We start from the raw sequence: 15,220 nt of genomic DNA, 5'->3' as shown, positions 1-15,220 counted from the left end.
CAATTTTCTTTTTCCTTCCAAGCCTTTTAACAAACGGTCTCCTCCTTTATAATCATAAATGAGAAAGACACATGATAAATAAAGCGTGTCTGATAACGATAGAGGTGTAATGATGAGTATTTTATCCGTAAAAGATTTAAGCCACGGCTTCGGTGATCGTGCGCTTTTTAACAATGTATCGTTCCGTCTTTTAAAAGGGGAACACGTCGGCTTAATCGGAGCAAACGGCGAAGGTAAATCAACGTTTATGAATATTATTACCGGAAAGCTTGAGCCTGATGAGGGTAAAGTTGAATGGGCGAAAAACGTGCGTGTCGGCTACCTCGATCAGCATACCGTGCTTGAAAAAGGAAAAACGATCCGCGACGTGCTGAAAGATGCGTTCCATTACTTATTTGCAATGGAAGAGGAAATGAATGAGATTTACAACAAAATGGGCGAAGCGGACCCTGATGAGCTTGAGCAGCTGCTTGAAGATGTCGGTGTCATTCAAGACGCCCTGACAAACAATGATTTCTACGTGATTGACAGCAAAGTTGAAGAAATCGCCCGCGGCCTCGGCCTGCAGGATGTCGGACTTGACCGCGACGTCACAGACTTAAGCGGCGGACAGCGGACGAAAGTGCTGCTCGCCAAACTGCTTTTGGAAAAACCGGAAATCCTTCTGTTGGACGAACCGACCAACTACCTTGATGAACAGCATATTGAATGGCTGAAACGCTATTTGCAGGAATATGAAAATGCGTTCATCTTAATTTCTCACGACATTCCGTTTTTAAACAGCGTGATCAATTTGATTTATCATGTAGAAAATCAGGAACTGACGCGTTATGTCGGCGACTACCATCAGTTTATGGAAGTCTACGAAGTGAAAAAACAGCAGCTCGAAGCCGCCTACAAAAAACAGCAGCAGGAAGTGGCTGAGCTGAAAGATTTCGTCGCCCGCAACAAAGCGCGGGTCAGCACGAGAAATATGGCGATGTCCCGCCAGAAAAAGCTTGATAAGATGGATATGATCGAACTGGCGGCCGAAAAACCGAAACCGGAATTCCATTTCAAGCCTGCGAGAACGTCAGGCAAGCTCATTTTTGAAACGAAGGACTTAGTCATCGGCTACGATACTCCGCTGTCACGCCCGCTCAATCTCAGAATGGAGCGCGGGCAGAAAGTCGCCCTGTACGGCGCAAACGGCATCGGGAAAACGACGCTGTTAAAAAGCCTGCTCGGTGAAATCCAGCCGCTGGAAGGCACGGTGGAACGGGGCGAGCATCAATACACGGGCTATTTCGAGCAGGAAGTGAAAGAAACCAATAACAATACGTGCATCGAAGAAGTGTGGAGCGAATTTCCTTCCTTTACCCAGTACGAAATCCGCGCCGCCCTCGCCAAATGCGGCCTGACGACCAAACACATTGAAAGCCGCGTCTCCGTTCTCAGCGGAGGAGAAAAAGCGAAGGTCAGACTGTGCAAGCTGATCAATTCAGAAACAAACCTGCTCGTGCTTGACGAACCGACAAACCACCTGGATGTCGATGCGAAAGAAGAGCTGAAACGCGCGCTGAAAGAATACAAAGGCTCCATTCTGCTGATTTCCCACGAACCCGAGTTCTACATGGATATCGCGACGGAAACATGGAATTGTGAATCTTGGACGACGAAAGTGCTGTAAACACAAAAAGGAACTCCCGCCTGTGCGGAAGTTCCTTTTTTTCTTAATGTCCGGCTTTTATTCCGGCGAGATGTTTGCGTCCCATGAGAAGGACAAGCATGCCGACAAAAACGACGATCCCGCCTACTGTATATGGTGTGCTTGCGGTGAAGTGTTCTGACAGCATTCCCGCAATCCACGGAGCGAGCGCACCGCCGATAAAACGGACTGAGCTGTAGGCTGAAGACGCGATTGAACGTTCAACCGGCGCAGAACCCATCACAGCGGTTGTCATGATCGTATTCACCATACCGAGAACAGCACCGGCGACAACGATACACGTAATGATCAACGTCTGATGGTCAGTCCAGATCCCCATGACGATGAGAATGACCGCAAAAGCGATAAAGAGAACGACGAGCGAACGCACTGTTCCCAGCGCTTTGTGCACGAGCGGTGCCGTAAAGACTGACGTAATTGCCAGCAATAACCCCCAGCCGAAGAAGACGTATCCAAGGCCGTGTTCATCTAAATCCAGCACGAACGGAGAATAAGCAAGCAAAATAAAAAATCCAAAGTTGTATAAGAATGCAGATACTGCCATTGTCAAAAGGCCTTTATATTTGAGCGCCTTCATCGCATCAAACACACCGACGCGTTTTGCCGGTTTCGGCAGCTTCGGCAGCATGAGTGAAATCGCGCAAAGCGCTATGAACATGAGGACAGACACTCCGAAGAACGGAGCGCGCCATGAAATGCTGCCAAGCTCTCCGCCTGCAAGCGGCCCGACGGAAATCCCCAAGCCGAGTGCAGCCTCATACAAAATAATGGCTTTGGCGCTGCCGCCGACAGATACCCCGACAATGACGGCAAGCGCGGTTGAAATAAAGAGAGCATTCCCAAGCCCCCAGCCGCCGCGATAGCCGACAAGCTGAGCGATTGAACTTGAGCTTCCGCCGAGAGCGGCAAACACGATGATAAAAATAAGTCCGAGAAGCAGCGTCCATTTTGCGCCGATCCGGCTTGAAATCGCGCCGGAGAAAAACATCATAAAACCGGTAACGAGCAAATAACTTGTAAATAACAGAGATACTTCACTAGGTGAAGCATGTAATTGTGCGGCGATCGCCGGAAGAATCGGATCGACAAGACCGATTCCCATAAAGGAAATAACACAGGCAAACGCAACCGCCCAAACGGCTTTCGGCTGGCTGAATAAGCCTGTTTTCTGTTGTGATGATGTATCCATTTGACCAGACCTCCTGTTTCATCCATTAAAAGAAACGCTATATCCATAGCGTTTACAGCAAAATCATTCGATTGATTGAATGGCGCGTTCAGCTTTTTCTTTCATTCCGTTAAGGCGCGTTTTAAAATGCTGAAATGTGCTGATCTTCTCATCAATCATCTCAAGCTGGTGGTTCAAAGCCTGCTGAATCTCTTCCAGCTTTTCTTTCCGTTCCTTCGGATCCAGTGACAACAAGTACCCCTCTTTGTTTAATTCCAGCTGACGGCTCATCTCCATAAACTGCTGAAGCTCCTGAAGGGAAAAACCGAGCACTTCTTTTGTGCTGGTTACTTTTTCGAGCTCCTCCATATCATCTTCAGAGTAAAGCCGGACGCCGCCTTCTGTCCGTTTAGGAGCAGGAATCAAACCAATCTCCTCGTAAAAACGAATGGTTCGTTTTGTCAATCCGCTTCGCTTGGCAACTTGATCAATCTTCATCCATTCCAAGGTGAATCCCCCTCTTGTCGTATCTGTTTCTATTATACACCATTTGAACCTTAACGTAAACGTAAACTTTTTATGCCTGATAAACTTGGTTTGGACAAAACGTTTGTCTTTAAAGCGCCGGGAAACATCTGTGCAAGATAAAAAAAGCCGGTATGACCCGCCATCTTCTCGGGGGCCGTACCGGCTTTTCTTAATTCTCAAGTTCTTCAATCATCAGTGACAATTCGGTCCAGCGCTCCATCGCCGCTTCAAGCTCTTCAGCCGTTTTTGCCTGTTCGGCCATCAGTTCTTGAATCTTTCCGAAATCACTTCCCGCTTCAGCGATTTCCGCTTCCAAACGCTGATGCTTTTCTTCAAGGCCGGCGATTTTGTCTTCGATGCCGTCCCATTCGATCTGATCCTTATATGAAAGCTTTTTGCGCTTTTTCTTCGGCTCTTCTTCCGCCTTTTTCTCTTCGGCCGGCTGTTTTACCGCCGTCTTCTTCGCTTTTGCGTGTTCCATGTATTCACTGTACGAACCTTGGAAACGGGAAATGACACCTTGTCCTTCAAATACGATCAGGCGGTCAATGACGCGGTCAAGGAAATAGCGGTCATGGGATACGGTGATGACGACGCCTGGGAACTGTTCGATATAATCTTCGAGCACGCTTAATGTTTCCGTGTCCAGATCATTGGTCGGCTCATCTAAAAACAGCACGTTCGGCTCCTGCATCAGTACATTCAGCAAGTACAGACGGCGCTTTTCCCCGCCCGACAGCTTTCTGATATATGTCTGCTGCATCGGACGCGGGAACAGAAAACGCTCAAGCATTTGTTCCGCAGTGATGACATCGCCTTCCGCCGTTTTGACGATTTCAGCCGTCTCTTTTATATATTCAATGACTTTCATATCACCGTTCATTTCGCTGTGGTCCTGGGTGTAGTAGCCGATCCGGACCGTCTGCCCGATGGTGATATTGCCGCTGTCAGGCTGAATTCTGCCGGCGAGGCTGTTTAAAAGTGTCGTTTTCCCGATTCCGTTCGGCCCGATGATGCCGATTCTTTCCCCCGGGATGACAAGCTCATTAAACTGGCTGATCAGCGCTTGGCCGTTATAGGTAATGGTGACGTTATCGGCTTCGATCACCTGTTTTCCGAGACGGTGGGAGCCGATCGCGAAATCGAGTGATCCGGAGACTGCCGGCCCTTTTTGCTCCTTGAGCGCCTCCGCTCTGTCCACTCTCGCTTTTTGTTTCGTCGAGCGCGCTTTCGCCCCTCTTCTGAGCCACGCCAATTCGCGGCGCAGGAGGTTTTGACGTTTTGTTTCTTTCTGCTCCGCCAGCGCTTCCCGTTCGGCCCGTTTTTCCAAGAATACTTCATAGTTTCCTTTATACGTATAAAGGCTGCCTCTCTCAAGCTCGTAAATTCTGTTCGTCACCCTGTTCAGAAAATATCTGTCGTGCGTGACAAGCATAACGGCGCCCGGGTATTGCGATAAGTAGCCTTCCAGCCATTCAATCGTTTCATTGTCCAAGTGGTTTGTCGGTTCATCCAAAATGAGCAGGTCAGCCGGCTGGATGACGTTTTTCGCAATCGCGACGCGCTTTCTCTGGCCGCCGGACAGCTCGCTGACATCCTTCATCAGATCGGTGACGCCAAGTTTGGTTAAAACCGTTTTGGCTAACGTATTCGCCTCCCACGCATCATTCGCGTCCATTCGGGCCTGCGCATCAAGCAGCTGTTTCTGGCGCTGGTCATTTTCCGGTTCTTCATTCAGCGCCTGAAGCGCTTTTTCGTATTCTCTCATCGTTCTCATGACGGCTGATCCGCCGGAATAAATATGCTCAAGTACGGTTTGTCCGGCCGGAAGCTCAGGGTCCTGATGCAAAAACTCAATATGCACGCTTCCTGAAGCCGTAATCTCGCCTTCCTCCGTTGATTCAAGGCCGGCAATGGTTTTCAGAAGCGTAGACTTCCCCGTTCCGTTCGGGCCGATTAAACCGATTCTTTCATTCTCTTCAATATGAAAGGAGATATGGTCGAATAATGTCTTATCTCCGTATGTTTTATAAAGGTTTTCCGCTTTTATGATGCTCATGGTCCCTATCAATCCTCACGTAAGTTCATGTGTTCATTTTAAATCAGGCGCTGGAATAAAACTAGTAAAAGGACAGACAAATTTCTTGGAAGAGATCATTTTGTCCGAAGAATGTTTCCGCCTCTCCTTTTATACACTGGAGGGGAAGAGGTGATGACATGATCAGCGTCAGTTTGTGCGTTATCGTGAAAAATGAAGAGGAAGTGCTTGCGGGCTGTCTTGATTCCGTCAAAGACATTGCGGATGAAATTGTGATTGCTGATACGGGCTCGACCGACCGGACGAAAGAAATTGCGGCCCGTTATACGGATAAGATTTATGATTTTGAATGGATCGATCACTTTGCGGCCGCCCGTAATTTTGTGTTTTCGAAAGCGGAAATGGATTATATTCTGTGGCTGGACGCCGACGATATACTGACGGAAAAGGACCGTGAAAAGCTGATTGAACTGAAGGCGTCGCTTTCAAAAGAGGTGGACGCGGTATCCATGTATTATCACGTCGGCTTTGATGCCCGGGGAGAGGTCAGCTTCAGATACCGCCGCAACCGACTCGTCAAGCGTGAAAAAGGGTTCCGCTGGATCGGAGCCGTGCATGAGTATCTTGAAGTATACGGAAACATCATAGAAACCGATATTGCCGTCACACACCGGAAATCCGAGAAAAAGCACTCGCCTCCCTCAGACCGCAACTTGAAGATTTATGAGAAAATGGCGGAAAACAGTGAAACGATGACACCGCGCGATTTGTTTTACTTCGCGAATGAATTAAAGGATCACGGCCAGTATCAGCGCGCCATCACGTATTATCACCATTTTCTTTCCACAAAACAGTGCTGGATCGAAGACGAGATCAGAACGTGCCAATATCTATCCGATTGCTACAGGGCGGTCGGCCATGAAGAGGCCGCCATGACGTCTCTCTTAAAATCATTTCTGATCGATTGTCCGCGGCCGGAGTTCTGCTGCAGGCTCGGCGACTATTTTGCGGAGAAACGGCAATACCGGCAGGGCGTGTTTTGGTATGAGCTCGCCCTATCCGCCAAAAGCAGTGATGCAGGCTTTACCCAGCTCGAATATTCCACCTGGTATCCCCATCTGCAGCTCTGCGTCTGCCACTGGCAGCTCGGCGACAGAGAAAAAGCGAAGATTCATAACGACAAAGCTGCCTCCTATCATCCGTCACATCCGAGTGTCCTGTATAATCAAAACGTGCTCGGCACATAACATCAAAAAAAAGAGCTGCCCCCGTATGAAGGGCAGCTCCTTATTGATTACGCTGTCGGAATTCCTCCGCTTACACTGTAAATCTGGGATGTCACATAGCTCGATTCTTCTGAGGCCAAAAAGACATAAATCCCTGCTAGCTCCGCCGGCTGTCCGGCGCGCTTTAATGGAACGGCCGGTGTTTCCTTGCCGAATTTCGGAATGTTTTCACCTGGCTGTCCTCCCGAAATCTGCAGCGGCGTCCAGATCGGCCCCGGCGCTACCGAGTTGACTCTGATTCCTTTATTCGCCAGCTGTTTTCCTAAGCCGACGGTAAAACCGATAATGGCATGTTTCGTCGCGGCATAATCCAACAGCATCGGGCTTGGATTATACCCTTCTACGGACGTTGTCGTGATAATAGACGCGCCTTCCGGCAGATACGGAAGTGCGGCTTTGACGAGCCAATACAGCGAGAATACGTTGACTTCAAATGTTTGATAGATTTGTTCTGTAGTAAGATCGCTGATATCATCCACTGCCTGCTGTTTCCCGGCGACAAGAGCGAGCGTGTCAAGACCGCCAAGCTCTTGATACGCTTTTTCCGCCAATTCTCCGCAAAACGCTTCATCGCTTAAATCTCCCGGCAGCAGAACGGCTTTTCTTCCCTCTTTTTCAATTAACGCTTTCACTTCTTCAGCATCCGGCTGTTCCTCAGGCAGATAGTTAATCGCCACATCCGCCCCTTCCCGGGCATAAGCAATCGCGGCGGCCCGGCCGATACCTGAATCGCCGCCGGTGACGAGGGCTTTTCTCCCCTTCAGCTTGCCGGCTCCTTTATAGCTTGTTTCACCGCAATCCGGCACAGGCTTCATCTCTTTTTGCAAACCGGGCGGTTCTTGATATTGTTTTGGAAATTCATCATGATCATATTTCGTCAGCGGGTTGTGCAGATTTGCATCAGACATACAAGACTCTCCTTTATCATTGGTGATGTATTCGTATGTGTACCCCTGAGCATGACGGATCAAACGTGTAAGTGCAGTTTCCGATTGATAAAGGGAAAACAAAAAAGGAGCCCGTAAGCTCCCTTTTTTTATGACTCTCCGAGTACGTTTTCAGCCATTTTCGCTAAATGCTGGGCGCTTCCCGAAATTTCCTGCATCGTGGCAGAAATTTGTTCAACCGCCGCCGCTTGGCCGTTTGTGTTCTGGTTGATGGATTCAATTGAGTCCTCCAGCCCTTTCAGCAGGCTGTGGATTTTTTTCGTAATCTGGTCAATTTGGCCGACGTTGTCTTTTGAATGAGTGGCAAGCTTGCGGATCTCATCCGCCACCACGGAAAAGCCCTTGCCGGATTCTCCTGCTCTCGCGGCTTCAATGGCCGCATTCAAACCGAGCAGATTGCTTTGATCCGAGATGCCCTTGACAGTGACGGAAATGTCGGCGATTTCTCCCGCGCTTTCACTGACTTGTTTCGCCTGAGTGGAAATCCCGGTCATCTGTGCTGAGAAACCGCTGATGGATTCTGAGATATCCGCGATGGCCGAAGCGGTCTGTTCCACGACGGCGGACAGGCTCTCAGCGACATCGTGAAGCTTGGCTGATTTTTCAAGGCTGGTGCCGAGACCGACGCCGCCGATGACTTTTCCGTTTTCATCGTGAAGCGGAATCGCTCTGGCGATCAGCGGAAATCCGAACAGCTCTTTCGGCACCATGCTTGTCTTCTTCTGATTCATGCGGATCGCGTCTGTAATGATGTCCCCTTTTTGCAGCGGGTCTCCCGGCTTTACATTAAGAGAAAACGTTTTAGCCGGAATATTCACGATTAATTTTTCTGTATCATAAATTCCGATGGTGATGTCATCTTGGATCAGGCTGTTTAAAAAAGGCGCAACTTTGACAAAAGCGTCAAGCAGGCTGTGCGTTTGCTGCTCCGTCTGTATACTCATTTCTTTCACTCCTTCTTAATATGGGAATTGCCGTTTTTCATGCTGAACCGAAATCCATTTCAGCGTGGTGAATTCTTCAAGGCTCCATTCGCCGTTCAGCCTGCCGAGACCTGATTGTTTCTCGCCGCCGAACGCGACGTTCGGTTCATCATTAATGGTCGTATCGTTGACGTGAATCATGCCGGTTTCGATCCGCTTAGCAAACTCAACGCCGCGCTCAACGTTTGCCGTATGCACGGCTCCGCTTAAACCGAACGGTGTCGCGTTTGCGATGCTTACCGCTTCATCCTCCGTTTCAAACGGCATGATGCAGACGGCCGGTCCGAACAGCTCCTCCTTCGCGATGCTCATCTCAGGTTTCACATCTTTTAAAATGACGGGCTCAGCGACCGTTCCGCTGAATCGGCCGGACAGCACCGGAACCGCTCCCTCTTCTATCGCTTTTTCGACAGACCGTCTCAGACCTTCCGCCTGTCTCTCATTGATTAAAGGGCCGATAACCGTATCAGGGTCCATCGGATCGCCGACTTTCAGCGATGACACTTTCGCTTCGTAAAGCTCTGTAAATTTGTCATATACAGATGTGTGAACGAGCACGCGGTTCGCCGACATACAGATCTGGCCTTGATGCGTAAACCGGCTGAATACGGCCGCATTGACGGCGTATTCAAGATCAGCATCCTCAAGCACGATCAGCGCGCTGTTTCCGCCAAGCTCCAACAGCGGTTTTTTAAAGTGTTTGACCGCAAGCTGTCCGATATAGCTGCCCACTCCGGTTGAGCCTGTAAATGAGATAATCCGCGGCACGGGATGCTCGACAAAGCTGTCGCCGATCTCCCCGATATCCGTCACGATAACATTGAGCAGCCCGTCCGGTACGCCGGCCGCTTCAAAAATTTTCGCGATAAGCGTTCCGCCGCAGATCGGTGTTTCTTCATGAGGCTTCAGCACAACGCCGTTCCCCGCGCCGAGTGCCGGCGCAACAGATTTCATCGAAAGGAAAAACGGGAAATTAAACGGGCTGATCACCCCCACGACTCCGGCGGGTATTCTGTACAGCCTGTTTTCTTTTCCGTCAATCGTGGACGGGAGAATTTTCCCTTCCATCCGCACCGGAAATGTTGCGGCTTCTTTTATCATATTTTTGACAAGTCCGATTTCAAACTCAGCCTTCAGCCGTGTTCCGCCAAGCTCCTCCATGATTAAGTAAATAATCGCTTCTTCGTGCTCTTCAATGAAAGAAACGGCCTTTTCCAAAATGGCCCGCTTTTTAAAAGGGTTTACTTTGTCCCATTCTTGTTTCGCAAGAGCCGCGGCGCGATATGCCGCATCCACGTCATCAGACGTCGCTTTTTGGAATGAGGTGATGACTTTTTGAGTATAAGGATTTCTGTTTTCCAATACGTTCCGGCTGCTTCCATCCCTCCATCGGCCGCCGATAAACTGCTTATTTAGTTCTTCATATTGAAACATGTAAACATCTCCCTTTCACCGAAACTTGAAATTAGTTGATGAGTCATCTTTTGTATCGGTCTTAAGGTGAGAAAATTGAACTATTTCACAATAAAATTCCCGTTCCTTCCGTGCATCGACGCTTTTTAGCTTTGTCCTTTTAAAGTGGAAAATTCTTTAATTGACTGCGAGAAATTTCGACAATATAATACAAACGTCAGTGTATATAATGATAAGAATATTATGAATTTTCAGGAGGACCCATATGTCTTTACTATTTCGGAAAAAGCCGCTGGCCGACTTAAAGGCCCAGAGCACACAGACCAGCCTGTCCCGCTCGTTAAGCGCTTTTGACTTGGTTTTGCTCGGAATCGGCTGTGTTGTCGGCACGGGGATTTTTGTGATTACCGGGACTGTGGCCGCGACAGGCGCAGGACCGGCTTTGATTCTGTCGTTTGTGCTCGCGGGCCTTGCCTGCGCGCTCGCCGCGTTTTGTTATGCGGAATTTTCTTCATCGATTCCGATTTCAGGCAGCGTATATACGTATTCATATGTCACTCTCGGGGAGTGTCTCGCGTTTTTAATCGGATGGGACTTAATGCTTGAATATGTCATCGCGCTCGCCGCCGTCGCAACCGGCTGGTCATCCTATTTCCAGTCGCTTCTTGCGGGCTTCGGGCTGCATCTTCCGGAGGCGCTGACCGCCGCACCCGGCAGCAAAACGGGTGCCGTGTTCAACCTGCCGGCCGTTATCATTATTTTGGTCATCACCGCGATTGTTTCAAGGGGCGTGAAAGAAAGCACTCGCTTTAACAATGTCATTGTATTGATGAAAATTGCGATCATTCTGCTGTTTATCATCGTAGGTTTCGGCTACGTGAAACCGGAAAACTGGTCGCCGTTTATGCCGTTCGGAATGAAAGGCGTCATCACGAGCGCCGCGACCGTTTTCTTCGCGTATCTCGGATTTGATGCCGTGTCAAACGCGTCGGAAGAAGTGAAAAACCCGCAGAAATCAATGCCGGTCGGAATCATCGGCGCGCTTGCCATCTGCACCATCCTTTACATTACGGTATCGCTCGTCCTGACAGGAATGCTTTCGTACACCAAGCTGAATGTCGGAGATCCGGTATCTTTCGCACTCCAATTTGTCGGCCAGAACAAGATAGCAGGCATTATTTCCGTCGGCGCGATTATCGGGATTACAACGGTGATGCTCGCTCTGCTTTACGCTCAGGTGCGCCTTACATTTGCGATGAGCAGAGACGGCCTTTTGCCACGCATGTTTTCCAAGGTTCACCCGCGTTTTAAAACACCGTTTCAAAACACATGGGTGACGGGGATCGTTGCCGCCGGGATCGCAGGTTTTATTGATCTGGGAACCTTGGCGCATCTCGTCAATATGGGAACCTTGGCGGCCTTTACGGTCATTGCGATCGCCGTCATCGTTTTGAGAAAGAAACATCCGGAGATCAAATCTTCCTTCCGTGTTCCTTTCGTGCCTGTTGTGCCGATCATCAGCGCATGCTTATGCCTGTATCTCGCAAGCAGCCTGCCGGGCGTGACATGGCTCGCCTTTGTCATCTGGATCGCCGCCGGGATCGTCGTTTATATGATGTATTCGAGAAAACACAGTTTGTTAAATAAATAAAAAGGGAGGCTCTTTTTTCTGTTGGAGAAAGAAGAGCCTTTTTTGCACTTGATAATTCATTCACCTTATGAATAATATGGTGTATGCTTCGTTTACATAAAAAGGAGGAGAATCACTTTGGCAATTGCCGCCCCGCTTAAAGAAAAACCTGTCCATCGTCCCGAGACAACCATGTATTCTATTTTGTTCATTATCGGGATCTGTCATCTGCTGAACGATTCACTGCAAGCGGTGATTCCGGCGATGTTTCCGATTTTGGAACGTTCCATGAATCTTACATTTACGCAGCTCGGAATTATCGCCTTTACGCTGAATATGGTGTCTTCCGTGATGCAGCCCGTCATCGGCTGGTATACGGATAAACGCCCGATGCCGTATGCTTTGCCGCTCGGACTCACCGCAAGCATGCTCGGCATTTTAGGTCTCGCGTTCGCCCCGTCTTTTCTGACGATTTTATGCTGTGTCTTTTTTATCGGCCTTGGCTCCGCCGTCTTTCATCCTGAAGGATCGCGTGTCGCCTACATGGCCGCCGGCGAAAAGCGCGGCTTGGCGCAATCGATTTACCAAGTCGGAGGGAATACCGGCCAGGCGATGGCGCCCTTGATTACCGCGCTGATTCTCGTTCCGCTCGGTCAATTCGGCTCTGTCTGGTTTACGCTTGTCGCCGCAGTCGCTGTGCTGTTTCTCATTTATATCGCCAAATGGTATAAAGGCCGCCTTATTCATTTGCGCGCCGTAAGTAAAAAATCACCGGCCTCCGCTGTGCAGACCGTGATTACAAAACCGATTATTCTCGCCCTTATCATGATTATCTTCTTAATTTTCGCGCGCTCCTGGTATGTGAGCGCGATCGGCAACTTTTATACGTTCTATGCGATGAATGCCTATCATGTCAGCATTCAGCAGGCACAGAGCTATATCTTCGTCTTTTTATTTTTTGGAGCTGTCGGAACGTTTCTCGGCGGGCCGCTTGCAGATCGTTTCGGAAAGCGGAACGTCATCATCGTTTCGATGATAGCATCGGCTCCATTGACGATTTTCCTTCCGTTTGCAGGACCTGTCATCGCCTATGGCGTACTGGCGCTGATCGGCGTTGTTCTGATGTCCAGCTTCTCTGTGACGGTTGTCTACGCGCAGGAGCTTGTTCCAGGCAAAATCGGAACGATGTCAGGGCTTACGGTCGGGCTCGCCTTCGGAATGGGCGCGATCGGAGCCGTTGCGCTCGGAGCTCTTATTGATTCAGCGGGATTGACGCCGACCATGACAGCCGTCGCCTTTCTGCCCGTTTTAGGTCTGCTCGCCTTTGTCCTGCCGAGCGACAAAACATTAAAAGAATGGCATTCATAAAAATAATCCCTGCCTTTTCGGCAGGGATTTTATGTTTCAACCGTATAAAAATGAGTGTCAGGAACCGCATATTTCGGAATAAATCCGTCTCTGAAATCAGGAAACGCTTTTTGAATTTCATCAATCCATTTTTTTACGTTTTTGATGTACGGCACGTAAATTATATTGACTGTCGCCTCGTCATCAATGTGATAGTACCAGCACAGATTGAATTCGTTCTCCGTGACGAGCGTAAAGCCTGAAAAATGATAAAAAATCAGCGGGGTGTCATTGACATATACAGCCCCGTCGCGCAGGCTGACGTCATATTGCTCAATATTCCACAGCGCCGCATTCGCGCCGATCGACTCCGTGACATGAACGTCAAACTGCGCGGGCCACTTTTCAACATACCTTTGGTCACCGTATGTCTTTTTTTCTTCATTCATCTCCACCGTACAATAGGAGATGCAATCCTGTCTCCACTGCCAGACCGCCCGATACGCTTCCCCGGTATTCCGCGCGCCGACAAACCCGGTGTTGTACTGCCCCGTCAGCTTGTAATAAGACGCAAACCGTTCTGAATTGCGGTGATCCGTCAGAAAAAGGGAAGCACCCGGCTTTTCCGCAAACAGCTCGCCCGCATCTGAGAAGAAAAAGAGATCGGTGTCCAAGTGGGCAAAATATTCAGCTTCATCATACTCTGTCATCACATGGAACAGAAATGCCGGCTTCAGCGTCCAGCAATATTCATGAAACGTCCGGCCGCCCTTTGCTTCAAGCAGCTCCGGGTCCTCCATTTCATGGAGCTGAACCGCCGTGACATGTTCCCACGGCACCTGCTGAAGCAGTTCGTACGCTTTCTGGTCGACACACAGCACATACAGATGAAAATCCCGGCAATGCTCATGGAGAGAATGAATCATCGGCATCAGTTTAAAGATATGCGTTCTGGAAACAATGGTTGAAAAATGATATTTACTCACCATATCACATCCAATTTATTTAAGATCCACATGCAGTAAATCAGCAGCCAGCGCTTTGAACGCCCTTGCAAAGTGCGTGACGCCCAGCTTTTTTTCCGCTTTTGCCAAAAGCTTTCCGACCTCCGGCAGATTGAAGCTGTTCGCCGTGATACGCGGGCTTTTCGTCTTCCAGTCCGGGTCGAGGTTGCGGTCTTTAACCGCGTGCAGCAGCTCGAGAAAAATGTGCAGCAGACTTTCATATTTCTCATAATCAAGCAGCACTTCGATGTCTGCCATCATGCTGTTGGTTAACTCCGCGTCAAACGGGCCGTTAAACGCGAGGTGCACGTCAAGCGAATGAATGTCATTGTACTTGTCGCACATGTACGCGATATTCGCCCTGATATCATCAACGGAAGCGCAGTTGCTCGGATGCTCCTGATGGACGCTCATGATATCGCGCCGCAGCTGAAATCTCATTCCCGACTGATGAAGCCTGATGCCGAGATCATAATCTTCAAAGCCGTATCTGACAATGCCTTCATCAAACAGGCCGAGATCTGCCACGTGCTGTCTCTTGACTGACGAATTGTTCGTAATGAAAAAACGCCACGGCAGACGGTAGCCGTTCAAATCATCTCCGTATTTTTCCAAAATGCTTTTCAGCACACGGATAAAGTCGGTATCTAAATCAAAGCATTGGTCAAGAAAACTTCCGTCTCTGATGTCACTTTCATCGAGGAGCGGCTCTTTATCGCCCGGCAGCTCTTCATACAGTTCGGCGAGTTTTTCCTTATGCTCTTTTTCAAAACGGTCATAATAAAAGCTGTAAATCCGCTTCCAGAACATACCGCATACGACAAGATCGTCCCGGTTCTCATGAGCCTTGATATGCTTCGCCACCAAATCTTTTTCAGCAAGCATATCGCTGTCATGGAAGATCAAAATATCGCCTCTGGCATTGCGGACCGCCTGATTCCGGCCGTAAGCGATCCCTCTGTTTTCTTTAATTCTCACAAAAATCAGCGGAAAATTCGCGCTGAATGATTCAAGCATGGATAAGGTTCCGTCTTCCGAACCGTTGTCAGCCACAATCACTTCGAACGGCTCTGTGCATTCCTGTTCATTCAGGGACAGCAGGCTGTTATAAAGCCTCTCCTTGGAATTATATGCGGGAACAATGACGCTTGCCTTCACTTTTCGTTCA

At 49.2% G+C, this 15,220-nt stretch carries 12 protein-coding genes; 4 read left to right on the top strand and 8 right to left on the bottom strand.

The genetic code is table 11. From position 1 onward, the window contains the following. Positions 1-112 precede the first annotated feature (112 nt). Complete coding sequence (locus MY7_RS02720; RefSeq protein WP_012117051.1) at positions 113-1,669, top strand: ABC-F family ATP-binding cassette domain-containing protein; 1,557 nt, start codon at positions 113-115, stop codon at positions 1,667-1,669. A gap of 43 nt (positions 1,670-1,712) precedes the next feature. Here the strand turns inward: MY7_RS02720 and MY7_RS02715 are convergent, their stop codons facing one another. The 3 genes from MY7_RS02715 to MY7_RS02705 form a co-directional block, all read right to left on the bottom strand. Beyond that, positions 1,713-2,897 carry an MFS transporter gene (locus tag MY7_RS02715; protein ID WP_007609993.1) on the bottom strand — a complete coding sequence of 395 codons (1,185 nt, stop codon included), beginning with the start codon at positions 2,895-2,897 and terminating at the stop codon, positions 1,713-1,715. Between the two features lie 63 nt (positions 2,898-2,960). Next, on the bottom strand, positions 2,961-3,383 hold the full coding sequence (locus tag MY7_RS02710) for a MerR family transcriptional regulator (protein ID WP_029326187.1): 423 nt from the start codon (positions 3,381-3,383) through the stop codon (positions 2,961-2,963). A gap of 190 nt (positions 3,384-3,573) precedes the next feature. Then, a complete protein-coding gene (locus tag MY7_RS02705) occupies positions 3,574-5,463 on the bottom strand; it encodes an ABC-F family ATP-binding cassette domain-containing protein (protein ID WP_007609989.1) in 1,890 nt (629 codons plus the stop codon). A 158-nt stretch (positions 5,464-5,621) separates the two neighbouring features. Between MY7_RS02705 and MY7_RS02700 the strand changes: the two genes are divergently transcribed. After that, complete coding sequence (locus MY7_RS02700) at positions 5,622-6,689, top strand: glycosyltransferase (protein WP_007609987.1); 1,068 nt, start codon at positions 5,622-5,624, stop codon at positions 6,687-6,689. A 47-nt stretch (positions 6,690-6,736) separates the two neighbouring features. Here MY7_RS02700 and MY7_RS02695 read toward each other — a convergent pair whose 3' ends face one another. The 3 genes from MY7_RS02695 to MY7_RS02685 all read right to left on the bottom strand — a co-directional run bounded on the left by MY7_RS02695 (position 6,737) and on the right by MY7_RS02685 (position 10,092). Continuing rightward, positions 6,737-7,636, bottom strand: coding sequence for an SDR family oxidoreductase (locus MY7_RS02695; protein ID WP_007609985.1), 900 nt, complete (start codon positions 7,634-7,636; stop codon positions 6,737-6,739). Positions 7,637-7,764: 128 nt separating this feature from the next. Then, entirely contained in the window at positions 7,765-8,169 is a 405-nt protein-coding gene (locus tag MY7_RS20120; RefSeq protein ID WP_370466150.1) for a methyl-accepting chemotaxis protein, read from the bottom strand. 465 nt (positions 8,170-8,634) lie between these two features. Continuing rightward, on the bottom strand, positions 8,635-10,092 hold the full coding sequence (locus MY7_RS02685; protein WP_007408954.1) for an aldehyde dehydrogenase family protein: 1,458 nt from the start codon (positions 10,090-10,092) through the stop codon (positions 8,635-8,637). A gap of 244 nt (positions 10,093-10,336) precedes the next feature. Here MY7_RS02685 and MY7_RS02680 point away from each other — a divergent pair, with 244 nt between their 5' ends. After that, a complete protein-coding gene (locus tag MY7_RS02680) occupies positions 10,337-11,722 on the top strand; it encodes an amino acid permease (RefSeq protein ID WP_007609983.1) in 1,386 nt (461 codons plus the stop codon). A 117-nt stretch (positions 11,723-11,839) separates the two neighbouring features. After that, positions 11,840-13,069, top strand: coding sequence for an MFS transporter (locus tag MY7_RS02675; protein ID WP_029326186.1), 1,230 nt, complete (start codon positions 11,840-11,842; stop codon positions 13,067-13,069). 29 nt (positions 13,070-13,098) lie between these two features. On the opposite strand, the gene MY7_RS02670 is transcribed toward MY7_RS02675, so the two are convergent. Both MY7_RS02670 and MY7_RS02665 read right to left on the bottom strand, forming a co-directional pair. Next, entirely contained in the window at positions 13,099-14,034 is a 936-nt protein-coding gene (locus MY7_RS02670) for a hypothetical protein (protein WP_029326185.1), read from the bottom strand. A gap of 15 nt (positions 14,035-14,049) precedes the next feature. Then, positions 14,050-15,210 carry a glycosyltransferase family 2 protein gene (locus tag MY7_RS02665; protein ID WP_007408950.1) on the bottom strand — a complete coding sequence of 387 codons (1,161 nt, stop codon included), beginning with the start codon at positions 15,208-15,210 and terminating at the stop codon, positions 14,050-14,052. Positions 15,211-15,220 lie beyond the last annotated feature (10 nt).

The sequence above is a fragment of the Bacillus sp. 5B6 genome (assembly GCF_000259405.1).
Classification (GTDB): Bacteria; Bacillota; Bacilli; order Bacillales; family Bacillaceae; genus Bacillus; species Bacillus velezensis.
The sequence above is the reverse complement of the archived record's forward strand: the minus strand, read 5'-3'. Positions and strand labels throughout refer to the sequence as shown.